We start from the raw sequence: 22,725 nt of genomic DNA, 5'->3' as shown, positions 1-22,725 counted from the left end.
TCAAGGGTTAGCCTAACAATTTTATCTAAGATCAAGAAGGATTTTTAATAAATGACTCGACCTAATGCGCCCTCTGCTGCTTATCGTGGCTTTGCGGTTATGGCCTTTGTAGTGATTATTTTGGCAGGGATTAAGGCGGCGAGCCCGATTGTGGTGCCGTTTGTGCTGTCCAGTTTTCTTGCGGTGATTTGTAATCCTGCAATCGGTTTGATGACAAAGTTCCGTGTGCCTAAATGGCTGGCAGTAATTCTCTTGATGGGTTTTATTGTGTTGATGGGCCTATGGTTAGCCTCAGTCGTCGGCAGTTCTGTCAATGAGTTTTCTAAACAATTGCCCCAATATCGCGATCAGCTGGTGGAGCAGTTTTCGTGGATTATCCATAAATTACAGGCATTAAATATTCAGATTTCGAAGGATCAGGTATTAGCCTATTTTGACCCAGGTATGGCCTTGTCTATGACCACGAATATGCTATCGGGTGTCGGCAATGTGATGGCGAATTTATTTCTGATCATCCTCACTATCGTCTTTATGCTGTTTGAAGCTCAGTCGCTGCCAAAGAAATTGCATCTGGCATTGGACGATCCTGATATGCGCTTAAAGCAGATTGACCGTTTTTTACAATCTGTGAATCAGTACATGGTGATCAAGACTTTAGTGAGTTTGGCTACTGGGATCATTGTTGGTGTGGGGTTGACCTTCATCGGCGTGGATTACGCCATGTTATGGGCGGTGATTGCTTTCCTGTTTAATTACATTCCCAATATTGGTTCTATCATTGCCGCCATTCCAGCGGTGTTGTTGGCCTTTATTCAGCTTGGCCCTGCGGCTGCGGGGGGGACTGCACTTTTGTACGTGGGTGCCAACATGGTGATGGGCAATATCATTGAGCCTAAATTTATGGGGCGCGGCCTGGGGTTATCGACCTTAGTGGTATTTTTATCATTAATTTTCTGGGGCTGGTTATTAGGTTCTGTGGGCATGTTGCTGTCAGTGCCATTGACTATGGTGGTTAAAATTGCCCTCGAATCGAGTAAGAGTGGTAATTGGTTAGCCATTTTATTATCGGACGATATCGAAGATAAGTTCTTGGCCAGTAACACGGAAAATTCAATTCCCAATGGCGATGAAGCCAATACAAGTGCAACTGAGAGTAAGTAGTAGAAGATGCAAAGTTTTATACAAGCGCTAGCGACAATTGAGTTAGGTGATGATGCGGTGCGGTTATTCCACGGCCGCGGTGGGCATTACGTGGGTTGTGAGCACCTATGTTTAGATTGGTTTGCACCCGTACTATTGCTGACCAGCTTTACTCCCTTGGAGGATACGGATTTAACCCTCTGCCAACAGGCGATTGCAGCGCGCTGGCAAGCTATTAGGCCAGATAGCCAATTGAATTTAGTCTACCAATACCGTAGTGCGGGGGAGACGTTTACCCAATTATTGCAAGGTGAAGTGCCTGAGCCGCATATCGTTAGCGAAAATGGTGCACGGTTTCAGGTGCACCTAATGCGCGGACAAAACCACGGACTCTTCCTCGATATGGCTAATGGTCGTGAGTGGGTTAGAGCAAACGCCCGTTATAAAAAGGTGCTTAATTTGTTCGCTTATACCTGTGGTTTCTCGGTCGCGGCATTACAAGGGGGCGCCGATGAAGTTGTGAATATGGACATGAGCAAAGGCGCATTAGGCATAGGTAAGCAGAACCATTTGCTGAATGGCTTTAGCGCGGGAGCCCGTTTTTTAGGCCATGATATTTTTAAATCTTGGGGCAAACTGAAAAAGCTCGGTCCCTACGACATTGTTGTTGCCGATCCACCGAGCAATCAGAAGGGCAGTTTTGTCGCGACTAAGGATTATGTGCGTTTAATTAGGCGTTTACCTGAGTTGCTTGTCGAGAATGGCGAAGTATTACTGTGTCTAAATGCACCTGAACTCGATACCGCTTTCCTGCGTCAACAGGTAGCGGAAGCTGCACCTGCACTCGAATACATAGAGCGCTTAGCCAATCCGCTAGCCTTTATGGATGTGTCGGAAGAGAAGTCACTTAAGGTGCTTCGCTACCGCTTATCGACTCAAGCCTAGGCCTGATTTAACTTAACTGGCCAGTATTAACTGGCCTTTTTTGTCGGCTTAGGTTGAGTGTTTAGCTTTCTACACTGTCGCTTATTACACAGCACTTATTCTTCAGTAGCTTAATCGCTCAGATAGCTGCGATCGCCCATAGGTTTCAATCACTTTACTGACTTGATGTTGGTCTAAGTGTTTGAGGGTAGAAATTTCACCATAAAGCCTGCCCTGAACATCTAATGGCATTCCCTAGATTCATTTTATGTAAGCGATTTCTGTTAATCGCTTTTGTGTATAAAGCGAATGATGAAATGGCGTCAGCATGGCCTCAATATCCTCGTAGAAAGTGAAAGTCTTTCATGTTTAATCACTGATTTTGAGCTATTTAAATGACAATCAGCCTTAAATGCCATGCTTTGTGGTACAAAACTGAAAGTTTTCTGTAATTATAACTTTTGCTTTGTTATACTCCCGCCCACGGAATGTATCCCTTTCCTCATAGGCAAAATGTCAGCATAGAATGGCAAGCCTCTGCGACCTTACCCAATCAAGCAGGAGTTGTTATGGAAGTTCATGAATACGAAAATGCTTATTATCAAGTGAAAGACGATGTACTAACGTCTTTACCTGTTGAAAGCGAAGAAGAAGTGATCCAAGCTTAATCGATAACGATTAAACTGACGGTACTTATGAGTCGGAAATAACAGAACAAGCACAAAAAATAGCAACCTTAGGGTTGCTATTTTTTTGGTTGAAAGTAAGCAGAATGATTGTATGACAAGGTATGCGCGGTGAAAGCAGGCAAGAAAGGGGGTTAACCGTTAACTTTGCGCTTTTCAGGCAGAAGTTCGACGATAATCCATTGGCTACCAATTTTGTGTAGGCGTATGGTCCTGTCATCAATCCATGGTTGACCACCTTTAAGACCTTTCATTTTGACCACAACAATGACGTCTTTGGTAAATTTGCGGAAGAAGTCGATATCGATATCATCAATTTCCATTTCAACATTGGTCATAGATAGGCCGAGCATATTACGCTGTACGGCTGCGGCAATGTGGTAATGGGTGAGCACTTGTTTAATGGGATCGTCGACGTATTGCTTGGCTTGTTCAACATTACGATCAACATAAATCGCTTGAAAAAAGCCTAAGCTCACTTCTTCCGGTGATAACTGGCGTTGCTCTTGCGTTGAGGGATCGCCACAACCGAAGAGGAACAGGAGGGAGAAAAAAAATAGAGTTCGCATAAGTTTTAGTTATTGGAATTTGTTCCGAGTATCGCGATTTTAGCTGTAATGTACAAGTCTTGTCGTGATTCGCTGTCTATTGTGAAAAGCATTGACTCAAACCTCATGTGTGTGGCATATAGTTAGGAGTCACATAAAAAGGTTATCCACAGAAACTGTGGAAAACTATGTTGAAGACTTCAGTGATACTTTGTAAGTCACTGATATTGTCTTGCTTTATTTGCTGGTTAAAAAGTGACGCTTTTCTGCTTTCCATTATGTTCCACTTCTACTTGTGGATATTTTTCGCAATTTTCCGAGCTTATTCACACTGCATAATTTGATATTTCTCGTTTTTTCTTCATCTTTTGCAATTTAGACTTATCCATTAAGCGATTCTTACGATCAACGGTATGGTTTACGCTAAATTTGAGCATAAAAAAAGCACCGGTAATAACCAGTGCTTTTTTGTGCGTAACGCTATGCAGATTTAATGCTGTTAGCCTTTAGCTGCGTCGTTTTGTGCAGCTTGAATTGCCGTTAGTGCGATAGTGTAGACGATGTCATCGACTAACGCGCCGCGAGACAAGTCGTTCACAGGTTTGCGCATACCTTGCAGCATAGGACCAATACTGATCAGATCGGCGCTTCGCTGTACGGCCTTGTAAGTCGTGTTGCCTGTATTAAGATCTGGGAACACGAAAACGGTAGCTTGACCAGCGACAGGGCTATTAGGTGCCTTAGAGCGGGCAACGTTTGGCATAACCGCCGCATCGTATTGCAATGGACCATCAATAATCAGATCTGGGCGTTTTTCTTTGGCAATACGGGTTGCTTCACGCACTTTATCAACATCAGAACCTGTACCTGAGTTGCCAGTTGAGTAGCTGATCATTGCCACTCTTGGCTCGATACCGAAGGCTTTTGCTGATTCTGCCGATTGGATGGCGATATCTGCTAACTGCTCAGCATTGGGATCTGGGTTAATCGCACAGTCACCGTAAACAAGCACTTGATCTGGCATCAGCATAAAGAAGATGGATGAAACTAAGCTTGAGCCCGGTGCCGTTTTGATCAATTGCAGTGGTGGGCGAATGGTATTGGCTGTGGTGTTAACCGCACCAGAAACGATACCGTCGACTTCGTTTTGCGCCAACATCATAGTGCCGAGCACCATGTTGTCTTCTAACTGTTCACGGGCAACGACTTCAGTTAAGCCTTTGCTGCGACGCAGTTCCAACATAGGTTCTACGTAACGGTCGCGCACCTCTTCTGGATCGATAATGATCACGCCTTCGCCAAGCACCACATCTTGCTGTGCGGCGATACGCAGGATTTCATCTTTTTTACCTAAAAGTACACAGCGAGCAATACCGCGTTCTGCACAAATGGCCGCCGCTTTAATGGTACGCGGCTCATCACCTTCAGGTAGCACCACAGTCTTGTGGGCGGCGCGCGCCAATTCCGTGAGTTTGTAACGGAAAGCCGGTGGTGACAGGCGATGCTCACGGGGTGAGTTTTTAGTCACGCTTTCAATCCACGTTTGATCGATGTGGCTGGCCACATAATCCTGCACCAGATCGATACGAACCGCGTCATCGACGGGTACTTCATGGTCGAAACGTTGAATGTTGAGCGAGGTTTGCCAAGTGTTACTGTCGATCAAGAACACAGGTAAACCAGTTTCAAAGGCCTGTTCACACAGCTTAAGGATTTCCGGCTCTGGCTCGTAGCTACCGGTCAACAACAGGGCACCAATTTTCACGCCGTTCATGGCCGCAAGACAGGCTGATACGATCACATCTGAGCGATCGCCTGAGGTTACAAGCAAGGAGTCAGTCTTAATATGAGTGACCATGTTCGGGATACTGCGGGCACAAAACGTTACTTTACGCAGGCGGCGGGTATGCATTTCACCAGCATTCAGAATGCGTGCACTTAAATGTTTCGCTAAATCCGACGCACGAGGAGCGACAAGATCAAGATTGTAGGGCACGCTGCCTAAGATACGCAGTGGGCTCTTACCCGGCAGTTGGAACATGCTGGCCGCATCTGAGCGTTGAACACCTTGGTGATCAAAGACTTCAGATAAGTCAGGGCGCGCGCGACCTTCGTCGTCCACGGGTGCTCCAATCTTGTTAATCACAGCGCCAATTAAGCGTTTATTCTTTTTCCCGCCCCAAGAGTTATAGGCGATTTCGAGGCGATTCATTAGCCCTGTGGCCGTATCACTGCCTGGTGTGGCAATAAAAATCACGTCGGCATCCATGGCTTTAGCGATGGCATAGTTCACATCATCGGCGAAGGGATGATTACGCGTTGGCACTAAACCTTCGACAATTAAGGTCTCTGTGTTGCTAGCGCAATCGGCCGCACGGGCGATGATTTGCTCCATTAAGACGTCGATTTGATCGGCGCGAATTAAGGCTTCGGCATGGGCCATGTCGAAGGGCTCTAAGGGATTTACTGTTGGCGATTTGCTCAGAATAGTGGTCGAGCGTTCTGGGCCATTATCGTTTGGACGAAGCTGAGAAATAGGCTTAAAGAACTGAACCTTAACCCCGTGGCGCTCCAGTGCGCGCACCATCCCAAGGCTTAAGGAGGTCAGGCCGACTCCGGTACCTATGGGGATTAACATAATATTACGAGACATAAAAACCTCTAGTTTCGATGGTTTTTGGCAGAATAGTTTCTGCAAATTTGCTTGTGAGTACGGCTACGTAAGGTATAAAGCCGTTTGGGTGAGCAAACGGCTTCGGCCTTTTTATTTGTTGATAAGTTTAATGGAATCTTCGGCGATAACCCATTCTTCGTTCGTTGGTATCACCATGGCAATCGTGCCTTTATCTTGGGTGATGATACCTTTCTTACCGAAACGCGCCGCTTTGTTGCGCTCACTATCGACATGGAAATTGAATATTTCCAGCATGTTGAGCACTTTTTCACGGATTAAATCTGAGTTTTCACCAATACCACCGGTGAAGACGACTGCATCTAAACGGCCCAGTGGCACAGTGTAAGAGGCGATGTACTTGGCTAAGCGGTAGCAGAAGATTTCTAAGGCTAAGGTCGCGCCTTTATGGCCCTCGGCGTAACCTTCCTCAATGCCACGGCAATCGTTGGTCAGCTCGGAAATACCCAGCAGACCACTTTGCTTGTTCATCAGGTTATTCACTTCTTCTAAGGTGTAACCCAGTTGATGGACTAAGTGATAGATGATTGAAGGGTCAATATCGCCACAACGTGTGCCCATCACTAAACCTTCTAATGGGGTTAAGCCCATAGAAGTGTCGACACTTTTGCCGCCTTTGATGGCAGTGACTGATGCACCGTTGCCTAAGTGAGCACAGATAACATTCGTTTCTTCAATTGGCTTGTTGAGCATTTTTGCCGCTTCACGGCTAACAAATAAATGACTCGTGCCATGCATGCCATAACGGCGGATACCGTGTTCACGGTATAACTTGTAAGGCAGGGCGTAGACATAAGCTCTGTCTGGCATGCTTTGGTGGAAAGCGGTATCAAATACAGCAACCTGTGGCAATTTAGGGAAAGAGGCCATTGCCGCGCGGATGCCGATAAGGTGAGCAGGATTGTGCAGTGGGGCTAATGAAGCACAGTCTTCGATACCTTTGATCACGCTCTCATCGATGATCACTGAGCGAGTGAATTTCTCACCACCGTGAACGATACGATGGCCAACGGCTTGAATTTTTGCTGCTAATTCAGGTTGTTCCGCAAGAATTTTATTAACAATGTATTCAACTGCTTCACGGTGAGCCGTAAATGCACCTAAGGCTGCTTCATGTTTTTCGCCGTTGATTTTCCATTTAATGCGAGAGTCTTCTAAACCAAAACATTCGGCTAAGCCAGAAATTTGGTCGTCACCTGTTTGCGCGTCAATGACGGCAAATTTGAGAGAAGAGCTACCGCAATTGAGAACTAAAACCAGTTTATTTGACATGTGTAAACCCTTTGCCATTGTGTTTAATATAACGATTCAAAATAATGAGGAACTGCGGTGTTTTTACCATATCAGTCTTGGGGCGATTCGCCAGATTGTGCTATGGTAAGAGCAGTATTCCATTGTAGTTGGTGTCTAAGATTGAGCATTAAGATCCTCAAAACCTTAGGTGATGGTCATCAGTATATGAAGACTTGGCCTATGGTTAGACAACTGGGTTTTTATTTTCCTGAGTATCGGGTCGTCCGAGCAACTCAGCTCGCCATACTGGTGATGCCAGTGCTGGCGATTTTTGTGAGCATGAGCCAGCTGTATATTCACGGTTGGGCATTTCTGCCCCAAGCTGTCACTCTCGGTTTATTTTTCATCAGCTTACCGTTACAGGGGCTGCTGTGGTTAGGCTGGCGAGCTCGCCATCCATTACCGTTAACGCTGTTCGACTGGATTAACCAGTTGAGTGCGAAGTTGTCATCCATGGGTATCAATTGCCACACTTTAGGCGCTAAGGCCTGTTACCTCGATATGGCACTGATTTTAAAAATAGCTTTTGAGCGTCTAGATGCTAGTTATTGGGAAGAACTTTAGGCCGTTGCCGCTGTTATCCCTTTTGGCTCTTTTGTTACTGTGGATTAATAAATCGCGTTAATCCCTTGCTGGACAAATACCGCTTTGATCTTTTCCATGGTTTCTCGACTCGGGGGGGATATCCCATCGAGTTGATAGCTTTCGCCCATGGCTTCCCACTTATGTTTACCTAATTCGTGATAGGGTAGTAACTCTACCTTTTCAATGTTTTTCATGGGCTTGATAAACTCGGCCAGTTGTAATGCCGATGCTTCATCGTCGGTAAATCCGCCCACTACGACATAACGTATCCACGTCGCTTGATTACGCTCTGCTAAATACTGCGCAAACTGTAATGTTCTATGATTGCTGACTTTAGTTAACTCAATATGTTTTTCATCGTCCATGTGCTTGATGTCGAGCAGGACCAAGTCAGTATGGTCGAGCAACTCATCAATCACTGGCGTGTACTTACGTACAAAACCATTGGTATCTAAACAGGTATGAATACCTTCTTGCTGACAAGCCGTGAATAATTCGGCGACAAATTCGGCCTGTAAAATGGCTTCACCACCACTGGCCGTAACACCACCATTGCTGGCATCGAGAAAAGGCCGATAGCTGATGATTTGACTCATTAACTCATCGACCAGAACTTCTTTTCCGCCATCAAGATCCCAAGTGTCACGGTTGTGGCAATATTGGCAGCGCATTAAACAGCCCTGCATAAAGGTGATAAACCGTATGCCTGGACCATCTACTGTGCCAAAGGATTCCACCGAGTGGATCCGACCGATAACTGCCATTGTGACTCCTGTTAAAATAAGTGAGGCTGTAGCACAGTGTACTACAGCCTTGACTAATTTAGCTTACAGACCTTTTGTGAATGTACGCGTGATCACATCTTGTTGCTGCTCTGGCGTCAGTGAATTGAAGCGCACTGCATAGCCAGAAACACGGATGGTCAGCTGTGGATACTTGTCTGGATGCTTAACGGCATCTTCGAGCATCTCGCGGTTCATCACGTTGACGTTCAAGTGTTGGCCACCTTCTTTTTTGTCATTGTGGTCGAAGTATCCGTCCATCAATGCCGCTAAGTTGGTACGGCGAGCATCATCATCTTTACCCAGCGCATTTGGCACGATTGAGAAGGTATAAGAAATACCGTCTTGAGCGTGGGCAAATGGGAGTTTTGCCACTGAGGTTAAAGAAGCGATTGCGCCTTTTTCATCACGGCCATGCATAGGGTTTGCACCCGGTGCAAATGGCGCACCTGAACGACGACCATCTGGTGTGTTACCGGTTTTCTTACCATAAACCACGTTTGAGGTGATGGTCAGAATTGACTGCGTTGGGATTGCATTGCGATACATTTTACGGTCACGAATTTTCGCCATAAAACGTTCAACTAAGTCACAGGCTATATCATCTACACGTGGGTCGTTGTTACCAAATTTTGGATAGTCACCGCTGATATCGAAATCAACTGCTATGCCGTTTTCATCACGCACTGGTTTTACGGTGGCGTATTTGATGGCAGACAGTGAGTCGGCTGCGATAGATAAACCCGCAATACCACAAGCCATAGTGCGACGTACGTCTCTGTCGTGCAGCGCCATAAGCGCGGCTTCGTAAGAATACTTATCGTGCATGTAGTGGATTGAGTTCAGTGCAGTGACATATTGAGTCGCTAACCAATCCATTAAACCGTCTAAGCGATTCATCACATCATCAAAGTTGAGCACTTCGTCTGTGATCATGTCTGCTTTAGGGGCAATTTGGATTTTCAGTTTTTCGTCTACGCCGCCGTTAATCGCATACAGCATGGTTTTCGCTAAGTTAGCGCGAGCACCGAAGAACTGCATGTGTTTACCCACAACCATAGGGCTCACGCAACAGGCGATTGCATAGTCGTCTGATTGGAAATCAGGACGCATTAAGTCATCGTTTTCGTATTGGATTGAGCTAGTGTCGATAGACACTTTGGCGCAATATTTTTTGAAACCGATTGGCAGTTTATCTGACCATAATACTGTGATGTTTGGCTCTGGACTTGGACCCATAGTGTAAAGGGTGTTCAAGAAACGGAAGCTTGATTTCGTCACTAACGTACGGCCATCTAAGCCCATACCGCCGATTGACTCCGTCGCCCAAATTGGGTCGCCTGAGAACAATTCGTCGTATTCAGGGGTACGTAGGAAACGCACCATACGCAATTTCATCACGAAATGGTCAACCATTTCCTGAGCTTGTTGCTCAGTTAAGGTGCCATTTTTCAGATCACGTTCAATATAGATGTCGAGGAATGAAGAGGTACGACCTAATGACATGGCAGCGCCGTTTTGGCTCTTCACTGCAGCTAAATAGCCGAAGTAAGTCCATTGGATCGCTTCTTGTGCATTGGTCGCAGGACGAGAAATATCGAAGCCATACTTGGCAGCCATTTTCTTCATTTGGCCTAATGCACGGTGTTGCTCGGCAATTTCTTCACGTAATTGGATAACGCTAGATAACTCTTCACCCGCTTCGAACTGCGCTTGCAGTGAGCTAAATTGGGCAAACTTATCTTTCATCAGGTAATCGATACCGTAAAGTGCCACACGGCGATAGTCACCAATGATACGGCCACGGCCATAAGCATCGGGTAAGCCCGTTAAAATACCTGATTTACGACAGGCCATAATTTCGGGGGTGTAAACATCGAACACACCTTGGTTATGGGTTTTGCGCAGTTCTGAATAAACGTATTTAACATCTTCATCCAGTACACGATCGTAGGCGGCGCATGAGCTTTCCACCATACGAATACCACCGTTAGGCAACATAGCGCGTTTTAGCGGCGCGTCTGTTTGTAAGCCAACGATAGTTTCTAATTCTTTGTTGATATAGCCAGCGTCGTGGGAAGTGATGGTTGAAACCATCTTAGTGTCGAAATCAACAGGCGCGTGGGTACGGTTTTCCTGTTTGATGCCTTCCATGACTTTATCCCACAATTTTGTGGTCGCTTCGGTGGCACCGGCGAGGAAGGACTCGTCGCCTTCAAAAGGCGCGTAGTTTTGTTGGATAAAGTCACGTACATTGACTTCAGATTTCCAATCGCCAGGAGTAAAGCCTTCCCATGCGTTGGCAAACAGTTCAGTTTTGTCGGTCATCGTACTAATACCTTCTGGTTGAGATAAAAGGTTATTGGCGATCAGCGTTAAGCAATGCTGAGTATAAGCCAATAGCTAATTCCTGAAATAAAGCTCCCTTCATGATGACGCCCTATGATGGGAACTGGATTTTGAAGCGCTCGTCACTCCAAAAGTCTGTCTATTGATACCCGATAAGATGACAAATATTCGCTTACTTTGATTATCGGCTACTGATAAATCTTTATAATTGGTAAGACCAATTGTCCATAAGCATATTAACATAGGTCTGTCGCTATCGCATCTTAAACGGCTTGGTTTATGCTCTGTTAATCCCAAATTTGCTAGCTAGGTAGCATTTTTTTACCACAATAGGGAATACGGCACGCTTTTTAAGTTGGTGTGACATCTGAACCCCATTATCTCTTAAATCAGCCTGCCTATATTGTTCCCATTTACTGTCCACCTTTAGCGAGGATAAATCTATCCTCGTATAGGCTGATTTTGATTGGTGGGAGTCACGGCTCGATAATGGATGCTGTCACAGTAGGCGCAGTGGTTATGATATTAAAAATAAGTTTGATGTTAGCTATTTGTATTAATTTATTTTTATTTGCTAACTTAGTGTCGATTTAGGAGACGGCATGTCATAACGCCATCAAATAAAGCATGCAATGCTTAAATCATTCAGGAAGGGTTAGAGAGTGGCTAAATATGGTAGTTTGCTATGATGCAGGCAACTTGTTACTTGCTGTTGGACTAAACTGTCAATGCTAAAGTATCGGTTCAATTTAATGAATACTGAGATACACGCATCAAGCTATTGGTCATTTAATGTGTCATTGCTGAGGTTAACTTGAATCTATAGGGCATTAATTTAAGCGTTAGTTCGCTAAATATGAGATGGAAACGTGCAGGATTTGCATCGTATACCATCTTAATTAAGCCACATTCTCGCGATGAAAATTGTGTCACCATGGTAAGACCAATTAACCTTTTGTGTTTTTGGCTTCAAAGTTTTCACATTTTGGGTGTGAATAGCATCACGCTTTAGCAATATCTGCTTCACAGCATAAGCGCGTTGTATGATACAAAGCGAGACTTTAGTGAATCATCATTTAAGCAAATCATTATCTCGGTTTTGATTCGTGTTATCTGCGCAATGGCGCTGCTGGAGATACCTATGCTACGCGTTCAAGTTTGTTTATCTGAAGTTGGAGTTATGCAATGAAAAGCCCAAATCCATCGTCATCAGTTCCAACTGTGACAAACAGCGCACATGAAGCGCCACAGGTTTCAGCTCATTTTAGTTGTTACAATCAGGCTGAAATTTACGGGACAAGCAAAGTGGTTAAAGCACCTTGGCAGTCCTTTGGCTTAGCCGTGTTTGCTGGCGCATTTATCGCTTTAGCCTTTGTTTTTTATTTAACCGTAACCACTGGCGCAGGCGATGCGTCTTGGGGTTTAGTTCGTTTCGTTGGCGGAATAGCCTTTAGTTTAGGTTTAATCTTAGTGGTTGTTTGCGGTGGAGAACTGTTCACCAGTTCTGTGCTCAGTACCGTCGCCTGGGCACAAAAACAGGTTACTGGCGCTGAATTACTCAAATGTTGGTGCCGCGTATATGCCGGCAATTTTGTCGGCGCTATGTTGATGGTTTGCTTGATCACTGCCGCAGGTATGTATGATCTCGATGGTGGTAATTGGGGATTAAATGCCCTTAAAGTGGCACAGCACAAACTGCACCATACTTGGGTCCAAGCCTTTAGTTTAGGCATTTTATGTAACATGTTGGTGTGTTTAGGTGTGTGGATGACCTTTGCTAGCCGTGATGTGCTGACTAAATCGTTACTGTTAATTTTACCTGTGGCTATGTTCGTCAGTAGTGGCTTTGAACACAGTATCGCTAACTTATTTATGGTGCCTATGGGCATGATGATCCAATCTATCGCCAGCCCAGAGTTCTTCGTGTCTTTAGGGGTTACTCAAGCACAATTTGCCGATTTAACCGTGGCAAACTTTATATTCAATAATTTAATACCTGTAACCTTAGGCAATATTGTCGGTGGCGGTGTGATTGTTGGTTTAGGTTATTGGTGGATAGAGCAGGGTAAAGTAACCTTGGCTGAATCACACAAAGCTCATCATGAACATTTTTCTGCACCACATTCACATACTGAAAAACCTCAGCATCAGAGTGAGATTAAGCTGACTAAACATTCCTAAAACGTCTTTAATTATCAGTCTGAAGTGAAAGTGCCCAGCAGGTAGCTGGGCATTTTTATGTCGGTTTACTATGATGTGTAAATAATGAAGTAAATAAAAACGGCATCCGAAGATGCCGTTTTTTGATTAGGTTCTAACTAATAAATGCGAGATTAGAATTTCTGTGTATACGTTGCCGTAAATGTACGGCCATATAAGCTGTACAGAGAAGCATCATATTTAAGGTCCGAATCTAAAACTGGATCTTCATTAGTTAAGTTGCGAATACCCAAACTAATTTTGCCTTCCCATGGTGTAGCATAGCCATAGCTAATGTCGAAAGTTGTTTGCGAAGACAAGCTTCCAACTTGGGCGTATGTATTTGGATCTGTCTTTTCTGATTGGCCATCAATATATTGCGTTAATATAGATGCAGAGTGATCGCCATAGCTCCAGTCGATAACCCAAGTAAATCTGAACTCAGGCATACCATTACGGCCAATTTTATCGTTAACTGGGCCATCAAAATATTCTTCCTCATTATAAGAAAGAATATAAGTTAGATCGTACGAGCTGCTAAAGTCGCCAATAGCTGTTTCAAATCCACTATATGTTAGATTGAAGTCAACACCAGAAGTATCAAAACCGTTGCCATTTGCTTTAGGTGTCGTTGCTGATAATAACTTGCCATTCGGATTATCGCCTACGCGTTTGATTTCACCGCGGCTTAAGTTACCGTAACCAACTTTTTGTTCTTCTTTTAATAGTGAGTCTAAAGAGACAAAAGTAATAACATCTTTGATATCTAAGCTGTAATACTCAACTTTACTACTCAGTTTATCTGTGATATCCCATACTAGTCCTAAGTTGTAGAAATCTGATGTTTCTGGTTGTAATTCGCTATTCGCAGTGCGAGTCACATCATATTGTTTGGCTTTACAGTCAGCTACATTCGTGCCTAGCACATCACAGTAATGGTAATCCGTTGCTGTATCTGCACTGAAAGAATCTGCTGCAAGTAGATCTGATAATGATGGAGCGCGGAAACCTTGACCCCAAGATGCTCTGAATACAACATCATCTAAGACTTGATATCTTAGAGCGACTTTTGGTGTTGTTGCAGAGCCAAAGTCAGAGTAGTTATCGTAGCGATAAGCTAAGTTTAATTCTAAATCTTCGGTTACAGGGATAATTGATTCAGCGAACAGTGCATAGACATCACGGTCACCTGAAGAGCCATTACCTGATGAACCAATAACGTCACCAGCAGCGGTTTGCGCATCAACGTTAGCTTCATACTTGTATTGGAGTGCTTCAGTTCCTATGTACCAACCAATGCTACCAGCAGGTAATTCAATGGCTTCAAAGTTCACACCAGCATTAATACTTTGGAACTCCATTATGTCTTGCTTGAGGGTTTCGTGAGTCATATCTGCTATGACAGATGCACTATTTCCTTCAGGACCAAAGTTGAAAATACCATCTTTCACATATCTTTCAACCGTAGGTCTGTGTACATATCCAGTACCATAGTTACTGTTTTCAGCTAAATTGTAATGGTATGTGAAGTCCCAACCAAAGCTGTCATGCGTGCCAACTAAACCCAATTGAATATCGGTGCTGTAATCGACAGTTTTTGCATCACGAGTACCAACATCTGTGAAGCGATAATAAGCTCGCCCAGCATTTTCGTTTAAACTGTTGCCAGTGTATTTCCCATTAGCATCATAATTTTTTACTTCAACTTGACCTGGAGCGACATTAAACCAGCCTGCTGCCGGAGCATATCGACCGAAAGTTTCATTGCGAGAGAATAGACCTAAGCCTTGAAATACGATTTCATCAGAAAGTTCATATTCTCCATTTACATAGCCAGCAGTATAGGAACGTGCAGCATGGTCAGCAGCTTCTGCTGTAAAATCGTAACCACAAACATAGTCACCATCGCCAGCATCATAGATATGTCCACCACCAACCATCTTAGGGTTATCACAAGCCGTCATAGGTTTAAATTGGCCTGTTTTTCCATCTAGGAAATTACGAGCATAAGTTGAAACGCCAGTGGTATCGTCAAATTTTGGTGCTAGGATATTGGAAGAACTTGAAAACCAACGATCACGTTGATAAATGATTTCGCGGTTTAAGTGTTCAAAAGAGAAAGTTACACTGCCTTTTTCACCAACAGTACCACCCACAATTTGTGTTTTCCATTCTTCACCACCGTCTTGCTCTGGTTGTGAGCTTGTAGCTGAAACTTCAAGGCCTTCAAAGCCTTTTTTAAGAATAATATTGACTACACCTGCAACGGCATCTGAGCCATATACTGCGGAAGCTCCATCAGTTAATACCTCAATTCTTTCAATTGCAGCAGTTGGGATAGTATTAAGGTTGACAGCGGTGCCACCTAGCGTAGGAGAGCCAGGCATACGCTTGCCATTTAACAGTACTAAAGTACGATCTGAACCCGCACCGCGGAGGTTAATTGTCGCTTGTGATTGAGCACTACTACCTGAACGTTCTGAAGTAGACCCGAAGCTGTTTAAATTACTTCTACGTAATACATCAGCAACAGACATTTCACCCGTTTTCTCAATATCGGATGCACTGATAGTTGTAACTGGTGATGAGCCCTCCATGTCGGTACGCTTAATACGTGAACCTGTTACTTCAATACGTTCAACTTTGGCACCATCTTCAGCTGCATATACTATCGAAGTGGTTAACGCGGCAGTAGCTGCTCCGCTTATTAATGCAAAGCGAACGGCTTTGGCTAATGTAGAATTTGCACGCATTTTATTCTCCCTTAACACATGTTGTATGTTTATTTTTTATTTTTCTTAAATGGTTACTTATGTAAAGAATTAAGCTCTCATTTAATTGAATTCAGGATATAACCACAAGAAAATAACAAGTGCAACATTGGTCATGCTGGAGTTTTGTTTAGAATTTGTTATTTATTCTCTTTTTAAAATGCAGATATAAGTAGGGTGTGTGTGTAATCGGTGGCAGATAAGGTTTTAATCTGAGGGTTTTGTTTTTTATTTGGCTTTTTGTTTTTATTATTGGTTCTTTGTGTTTTTTTATTGTTGCTAATATTTTGTTTTATTGTTTTTTAATTTTGTTGTTTTCAATAATAGTTTGAAACTATTTTATGTGAAAAAGTAAAAATTAATAACGATATGGTTTGTCATTCCATATATTTTAGATTGGATGATTGAGGAGTGTTATCAATAAGGGTTTTCATGCGGTTTAATTTTGTATGGTGATATTTTACACCGCGTCAGGAAGCTAGAAGTAAAATTATGGAATGAAATGTTGTAAAGAATAAAAACTAATCAAATGCTATTTCTGATTATTTAATTTTGACCGTTTAAATATAAAAGCGAAGTGAATATCTATTCACTTCGCTTTCGGTTTATTCACTTCGCTTTCGGTTTATTGTTTAGTTTTTTGAGTGAACAATTCATTTGTATGGTTATTTTTTTTTACAAAAAGCTGTTCTGTTTATTTGCTATTTAGAACTGATTTGTGCTCTACCACGTTAAATTGCAGTGGAAAGTAGTGTCCTAAATAACGTATGGCGACATAGGCAACCACTAAGGTGGCGATTACCAGTTCGAATTCTGCTAAGTATTTTATCCATATCGCTAACTCACCCATGCTATTGAACTGCGTTAACCAAGCAGCGGTTTTAAAGAGGGCGGTTGCACCGATTACCATAGGGAAGGTAAAAGCAGCATAGCCTGGGCTAAAGGGCAGCTTTAGCAGGTGAAAGAAGGCTAAGTAGATGATGCTGGTCATCAGAATGGCGATGCTCAGTAGTAAGGCGACTAAGGGAATCGACGCCTGCTCGCAAACGGTCAGATAACCTGCAAGTGATAAACTGGCGGGCGCCGCGAGAATGGCAATGGTTGGTTTAGCGGCATCGGGTATCGCCTGACAGAAAATGAGGCGATAGAGCATCAAAGGCAGCATGATTAAGTAAGCCAACATCCCAAAAACCAAAATGGCATTTGCTAACCATTGGTAGTCAGACACAGGGAAAGACACTGCCGCGACGATAATGCCAATCGGTGGTACAAACCAGCTTGGAACCATGTGCTCGAGTTTAAAATCAATGGCGCGATAATAGATAAACGCGCTTAGGAAGATCACATGGATACCAATGGCGACTAGCCACAGAGTTAAGCCTGCATGGGGGAAATAATCGCCGAGTGATTTAGACACCACCATCAAGCCCATGGCGAAGGTGGGGATCACACTACCAATCACAGGGTGACTCAGCTCGTCCTTTAAAATATTAGGATGAAGCATGAATTTACCCATGAGCAATAACAGTAACACAGAGGCTATGATGGCACCTGTGAGTTGTCCTGCGCCATTAAGTGAAGGTGTCATGTTCTCCCATGTCCAACCTAAGCTGGCAATTGCCAGTGCCAACCCAGCCATAGGGCTGGGAAGTTTAGCTGCGTGGGATGTCCAGCGTTTGCGTTTTGAAGTCATTTTGAATACCTCTCAATACTGACAATGCTTAACATCGCTTTATTGGGGCGCTGTTTTGATGTATTTAGTGTACTGCGGGTATCTATGATAAATAAATTTGATTAATTTTATTCATTGCATAAGTTTTATTTACTTTAATGTTGCTATTAAACTTAAGGTTTGAGTTTACAACGCAGTAGCGTGTGCCCTAGGCCAAGATTGTCTGTGTCTTCATCCACATACAGTCCCGCTTGGTGAAGCAGGGCCAATAAATCCTTAGAGTGATACATGCGGCTATTGCCATTGGCCATGGCGCTGAAATAGAGGCTAGTGGCATTTACGCAATAGGCGGAGGCGGCCGATGGCTGTCTATCCCAAAAGGTTTCGACGATAAAGAGTTGGCTGCTTGATGTCATTGCCTTTGCCGTGCGTTGTAAAATGCTCAGGATTTGGCTTTTTGAGAAGCAATCCAGAAATTGACTCATCCAGTAAGTATCGGCGCCTTCGACAAAGGGTTGGGAGTCGTCCAGCAGATCGGTGGCAAAGGTATGCACTCGTGCTGCAAAACCTCGTGCGAGTGCATTTTGTGTGGCTACCTCTAGTTGCCCCGGAAAATCCATAATCGTGACTTCAACGTTTGCGTCATAATCACAGCAGCTCAGTGCCCATTTTCCCGTATTGCCGCCTATATCCACTAAATGGATTGGCTTATGGGCAAACACTAATGGCAGAAGGTGTGGAAAGGCATGATCCGAATAGTAATGATCGAAGGCAAACCAGCTCTGTTTCGCTTTGGGTGGTAGATCTTTTAAGGCGGGGTAGATGGTATTCCAGTCACCGAACACCTTAAGTCCTGCGGCCTTGCCTTCGAGTAGCGCGGTATCAAGGTTAAAAAGGCCTTGATAGCAAACATCCTGCACAAAGTTAAGATTGATGGCGGCCATGTCGTCATGGAGTAAAAAGTGCCCCGTTTTATCGAGCACATAGCCATTTTCATGTTGCCAAACGAGCCCCATGCTGAGTCCCATATCCAGCAATACCCCCAAGGCATATTCACTCAGTGGGGTGGATTGCCTTAACTCGGCCGCAGTGATCCCATGCTCGGCCGCTTTATCTATTTGCGCCAGCACATCGAATTTGAGTAGGCAGTGGGCGACTTGAAAGCTGATGGGGCCAAAGGCAATTTTTTGAGCTTCAAACTTTGCATTGAAGGCGCTGATATTACTTGGTGTTCGGTAAAAAGACATAAAAAGGAATGAATTGGCGAGCGGGTCCGTTCTTTATAACCAAGTTAGCCGTGAAAGCCAGTTGAGATACGAAGAACTATGAGCTGTATCCAAACTTGAGCAGTAACTTATTTATGCTCTGTAATCGAGATCTAAATAATGGAATGCCATAAATAAAAATACCCAGCCAAAGCTGGGTATTTTAAGGACGAGAAAACGTCGTTTATTGAACGTTTTCTTCGTCGCCGAATTGGCCTTGGAACAAGACTGAAGATAGGTAACGCTCGGCAGCCGATGGCAAAATCACCACAATGGTTTTGCCTGCAAACTCTGGCAACTCAGCGATGCGGTTGGCGGCGACAACGGCGGCACCCGATGAAATACCCACTAAAATGCCTTCTTCTTGCATTAAGCGGCGGGCCATGTCGATGGCTTCATCGTTAGTTACAGCCTCAACACGGTCAATCAATTCTAAATCTAAGTTACCTGGGATAAAGCCAGCACCAATACCTTGGATTTTATGCGGCCCTGGTTGCACAGGTAAACCCGCTAAGGTTTGAGCTATAACAGGAGAATCTGCTGGCTCAACCGCAACTGAGGTGATGGTTTTACCGGCCACTTTTTTCAAGTAACGGCTTACACCAGTAATTGTACCGCCAGTACCTACACCGGCAACAAACACATCCACTTCACCATCGGTATCATTCCAGATTTCTGGACCTGTGGTTTTTTCATGGATTTCTGGGTTAGCAGGGTTATTAAACTGCTGCAATAAAATATATTTTTCAGGAGCCGATTGGCGAATTTCTTCCGCTTTATCAATCGCACCTTTCATGCCTTTCGCGCCTTCAGTCAGCACGAGAGTTGCGCCTAGGGCTTTGAGTAGCTTACGACGCTCTAAACTCATGGTATTTGGCATGGTCAGGGTCAGTTTATAGCCACGGGCCGCGGCAACATACGCTAATGCAATACCTGTGTTGCCTGATGTCGGCTCAATCAGCTCGTGATTTTTTGTTAATAGACCTTTCTTCTCGGCATCCCAAATCATATTGGCACCGATACGGCATTTAACACTGAAACTTGGGTTACGGGCTTCGACTTTGGCCAGCACTTTACCTTGGCTAACACGGTTTAAACGTACTAGTGGTGTATTACCAATAGTATATGAATTATCTTCGAAAATTTTGCTCATGGATTGCTTGCTCCTATGTTGGCACTACTGAATCATAATCTGCTGTGGCGCTTTTAGAAGTGATTGTTTGTTCTTCTTTATTCGATTTGGTTATTAAAGGGGGTGCTGTTATTCGCAAACCCTGATTGGCAGCCAGTTTAACTGTGTTAACCTCTTGCTAACATAAAAAAGATTGTGGCATTAACAGGGATAACTTCTTGATGTCTCAATCGTAAAACTAGCCTATCACTCGTATCGGACAAGCGCAAAGATGAAGCAGCAACAAATGGATCTGGGTAAAGATCCAAAAACGATGGTAACACCAAAGGCATTTACCATTGCAGCATCCGTGTTATACACCCCATTGGCGACACCGTTGAAGCGGATGTTAGCCATACTGATTGATGGTTTGCTGATCACTGTGTTAGCTGAACAGATGGATTGGATGTTTGTCTTGCTGGTGGTCAGTATTATCTGGATTGAAAAGCGAAGTCGTAAGTTTGGTCGTTTATTAAAGTGGGGACTTTATGCCCTGATGTTGGTTTTTATGTTGCTGACAACCGCCAATAATCTGTTTGATTTTAATGGAACAGACGTTAAAAGCAGTGAGGGAGTAGAGCAACAATTGGCATTAGGTGAACAAATCATTACGTCACTACCAGCATTGATGTCGTTGAGCCAGTGCAATAATTATGCTTGTGGTAAAACTCAAGTTCAATCCCTACATGAAGCGATAAAAAGCGCTTCAGTATCAAAGGGCATGACAGAAAATGATCAACGTGAAATGGTGCTAGAAACCATAGCCAACAGTAGTTTGCCTGCCGTAGACAGTGAAAAGTTACAGGCGGAGGTGCTTAATGGCAGCCTATGGCCTGTTATTACACTTCCTGTTGAGTTGGCGACAACAGATTCTCCGCCTGAGCCACTTCAGCCTATTCAAGCTATTTCGCCGGATGTACAGCTGCAAAGTGCGGCTGATGCAGTGAATGTGAGCTCTTCGCAATATTCTCGCCTCAGAACCGTTGATGAAGCTACAACCCATAGTGTTCTCGCTTGGGTGAAAGGCTTTCTGAGTGATATGGGGTTGGGTTTTGGGTGGGCAGCGTTTTACTTTACCGTCTTTACTGCACGATTTGATGGTCAAACCTTAGGTAAGAAGATGTTGGGCATTCGGGTGATCCAGCTCGATGGTGCCAACATCAGTTTATGGGCCGCGTTTGGCCGTTATGGTGGCTATGCCGCAGGCTTTACCACAGGCTTACTTGGTTTTATGCAAATATTTTGGGATGCTAATCGGCAGGGGATCCAAGATAAAATATCTTCAACAGTCGTGATAGACTTAGTGCAAATGCATAAAAAGCAACGATTAGAGCAACAAGCGCAGAGGCAAAATGAGTTAGCACCTGTGCTTACGAGTGATGATGCATCCTCTGCTCACCTTACAACCAGTACCCGTTTGGAGCATTTATGAAACAGGTCGTCATTTCGGGGAGTGGCCTATTTACGCCGCCCCACAGTATTTCCAATGAAGCCTTAGTTGAGAGCTTCAATGCTTATGTGGATATTTTCAATCTTGAAAATGCAGGCTTAATTGAGCAAGGCCATGTTGCGGCTTTGTCCTATTCATCGAGCGAGTTTATTGAAAAAGCCTCAGGTATCAAGCACAGATATGTGATGGTGAAAGAGGGCATTCTGGATCCCGAAGTCATGATGCCGTTGATTCCTGAGCGCAGTAGTGACGAATTATCTATGCAGGCTGAGATTGGCCTTGAAGCTGCCTTGATGGCACTAAAGAATGCCAATCTCAAGGCTGAGCAAATTGACTTAGTGATTGTTGCCTGCGCTTATACTCAGCGTGCGTATCCTGCTATGGCGATTGAAATTCAACGTGCACTGGGAACGCGGGGTTATGGTTACGACATGCAGGTAGCGTGTTCATCGGCGACGTTTGCAATTGTCGCCGCGGCTAATGCCATTGCTACGGGTTCTGCCTCTAGAGTGCTAGTGATCAACCCTGAAATTTGCTCGGCACAGGTGAATTATCGCGACCGTGACAGCCATTTTATCTTCGGTGATGTAGCGACGGCTCTGGTACTGGAAGAACGAAGCTTAGCCCAGTCTGACCATGTGTTTAAGATCCTCTCGAGCCGCTGTTTTACCGATTACTCGAACAATATTCGCAGTAATTTCGGTTTCTTGAACCGCTGCGATCCGAGTGCGGCCCATCAAGCCGATAAGTTATTCCACCAACAAGGGCGCAAGGTATTTAAAGAGCTGTTGCCGATGATTTATCAACATTTGGATGAACATCTGGCCGAACAAGCGTTAACGCCACAGTCCTTCAAACGTTTGTGGTTACATCAAGCCAACATCAACATGAATCAGTTCGTGGTGAGAAAGCTGTTAGGGGATGATGTGTCAGCGGAACAAGCGCCCGTGGTACTAGATGAATATGCCAATACGGCTTCCGCGGGTTCTGTGATTGCATTTCATAAGTTTTCCGGTGACTTTAAGACTGGCGATTTAGGTTTATTGAGTTCGTTTGGCGCAGGATATTCTATTGGTAGTGTTATTCTGCAGAAGGTCTAAGATTCTCACCGTCATAATAAAAAGCCCACATCGAGGAAGATGTGGGCTTTTTTATGTCAGTTGTTTGCCTAAGTTGCTTTCTGTTTAAGGCAATGATT

At 44.2% G+C, this 22,725-nt stretch carries 16 protein-coding genes; 6 read left to right on the top strand and 10 right to left on the bottom strand.

Annotated elements, in window-relative coordinates:
* Positions 1 to 51: 51 nt before the first annotated feature.
* Positions 52 to 1,161, top strand: coding sequence for an AI-2E family transporter (locus KO531_RS14115; RefSeq protein ID WP_028760979.1), 1,110 nt, complete (start codon positions 52 to 54; stop codon positions 1,159 to 1,161).
* A 6-nt stretch (positions 1,162 to 1,167) separates the two neighbouring features.
* Positions 1,168 to 2,085 carry a class I SAM-dependent methyltransferase gene (locus KO531_RS14110; protein WP_219251487.1) on the top strand — a complete coding sequence of 306 codons (918 nt, stop codon included), beginning with the start codon at positions 1,168 to 1,170 and terminating at the stop codon, positions 2,083 to 2,085.
* Positions 2,086 to 2,187: 102 nt separating this feature from the next.
* On the opposite strand, the gene KO531_RS22560 is transcribed toward KO531_RS14110, so the two are convergent.
* From KO531_RS22560 to ackA, 4 genes are all read right to left on the bottom strand, one after another.
* The gene (locus KO531_RS22560) at positions 2,188 to 2,316 is read right to left on the bottom strand and encodes a hypothetical protein (protein ID WP_263146341.1); all 129 of its coding nucleotides are present in this window, start codon (positions 2,314 to 2,316) and stop codon (positions 2,188 to 2,190) included.
* Between the two features lie 568 nt (positions 2,317 to 2,884).
* Positions 2,885 to 3,319: a hypothetical protein gene (locus tag KO531_RS14105; protein WP_028760977.1), complete on the bottom strand. Its 435-nt coding sequence runs from the start codon at positions 3,317 to 3,319 to the stop codon at positions 2,885 to 2,887.
* A 478-nt stretch (positions 3,320 to 3,797) separates the two neighbouring features.
* A complete protein-coding gene (gene pta, locus KO531_RS14100) occupies positions 3,798 to 5,951 on the bottom strand; it encodes a phosphate acetyltransferase (RefSeq protein ID WP_028760976.1) in 2,154 nt (717 codons plus the stop codon).
* Between the two features lie 111 nt (positions 5,952 to 6,062).
* Complete coding sequence (ackA, locus tag KO531_RS14095) at positions 6,063 to 7,262, bottom strand: acetate kinase (RefSeq protein WP_105252134.1); 1,200 nt, start codon at positions 7,260 to 7,262, stop codon at positions 6,063 to 6,065.
* Positions 7,263 to 7,403: 141 nt separating this feature from the next.
* Between ackA and yfbV the strand changes: the two genes are divergently transcribed.
* Positions 7,404 to 7,847, top strand: coding sequence for a terminus macrodomain insulation protein YfbV (gene yfbV / locus KO531_RS14090; RefSeq protein WP_081729091.1), 444 nt, complete (start codon positions 7,404 to 7,406; stop codon positions 7,845 to 7,847).
* Between the two features lie 44 nt (positions 7,848 to 7,891).
* On the opposite strand, the gene pflA is transcribed toward yfbV, so the two are convergent.
* Together pflA and pflB are read right to left on the bottom strand one after the other, a co-directional pair.
* Positions 7,892 to 8,632 (bottom strand): pyruvate formate lyase 1-activating protein, encoded by a 741-nt coding sequence (gene pflA, locus KO531_RS14085; protein ID WP_105252135.1) that lies wholly within the window; start codon positions 8,630 to 8,632, stop codon positions 7,892 to 7,894.
* A gap of 63 nt (positions 8,633 to 8,695) precedes the next feature.
* A complete protein-coding gene (pflB, locus tag KO531_RS14080) occupies positions 8,696 to 10,978 on the bottom strand; it encodes a formate C-acetyltransferase (RefSeq protein WP_219251486.1) in 2,283 nt (760 codons plus the stop codon).
* 1,206 nt (positions 10,979 to 12,184) lie between these two features.
* Between pflB and focA the strand changes: the two genes are divergently transcribed.
* Positions 12,185 to 13,180: a formate transporter FocA gene (gene focA, locus KO531_RS14075; RefSeq protein WP_219251485.1), complete on the top strand. Its 996-nt coding sequence runs from the start codon at positions 12,185 to 12,187 to the stop codon at positions 13,178 to 13,180.
* Between the two features lie 152 nt (positions 13,181 to 13,332).
* Here the strand turns inward: focA and KO531_RS14070 are convergent, their stop codons facing one another.
* The 4 genes from KO531_RS14070 to cysK all read right to left on the bottom strand — a co-directional run bounded on the left by KO531_RS14070 (position 13,333) and on the right by cysK (position 20,059).
* Positions 13,333 to 15,951 carry a TonB-dependent receptor gene (locus KO531_RS14070; protein WP_131523544.1) on the bottom strand — a complete coding sequence of 873 codons (2,619 nt, stop codon included), beginning with the start codon at positions 15,949 to 15,951 and terminating at the stop codon, positions 13,333 to 13,335.
* 712 nt (positions 15,952 to 16,663) lie between these two features.
* A complete protein-coding gene (locus KO531_RS14065) occupies positions 16,664 to 17,662 on the bottom strand; it encodes a TDT family transporter (RefSeq protein WP_219251484.1) in 999 nt (332 codons plus the stop codon).
* Positions 17,663 to 17,814: 152 nt separating this feature from the next.
* A complete protein-coding gene (locus KO531_RS14060) occupies positions 17,815 to 18,888 on the bottom strand; it encodes a methyltransferase (RefSeq protein WP_219251483.1) in 1,074 nt (357 codons plus the stop codon).
* A 202-nt stretch (positions 18,889 to 19,090) separates the two neighbouring features.
* Positions 19,091 to 20,059 (bottom strand): cysteine synthase A, encoded by a 969-nt coding sequence (cysK, locus tag KO531_RS14055; protein WP_113940761.1) that lies wholly within the window; start codon positions 20,057 to 20,059, stop codon positions 19,091 to 19,093.
* A gap of 250 nt (positions 20,060 to 20,309) precedes the next feature.
* Between cysK and KO531_RS14050 the strand changes: the two genes are divergently transcribed.
* Both KO531_RS14050 and KO531_RS14045 read left to right on the top strand, forming a co-directional pair.
* Complete coding sequence (locus KO531_RS14050) at positions 20,310 to 21,509, top strand: RDD family protein (protein ID WP_219251482.1); 1,200 nt, start codon at positions 20,310 to 20,312, stop codon at positions 21,507 to 21,509.
* The gene (locus KO531_RS14045; protein ID WP_219251481.1) at positions 21,506 to 22,627 is read left to right on the top strand and encodes a beta-ketoacyl-ACP synthase III; all 1,122 of its coding nucleotides are present in this window, start codon (positions 21,506 to 21,508) and stop codon (positions 22,625 to 22,627) included. Before KO531_RS14050 ends, KO531_RS14045 begins: the two co-directional genes overlap by 4 nt.
* Positions 22,628 to 22,725: the final 98 nt, after the last annotated feature.

Origin of the sequence: Shewanella sp. NKUCC06_TVS (assembly GCF_019345515.1) — a bacterium.
GTDB lineage: Bacteria > Pseudomonadota > Gammaproteobacteria > Enterobacterales > Shewanellaceae > Shewanella > Shewanella oncorhynchi.
The sequence above is the reverse complement of the archived record's forward strand: the minus strand, read 5'-3'. Positions and strand labels throughout refer to the sequence as shown.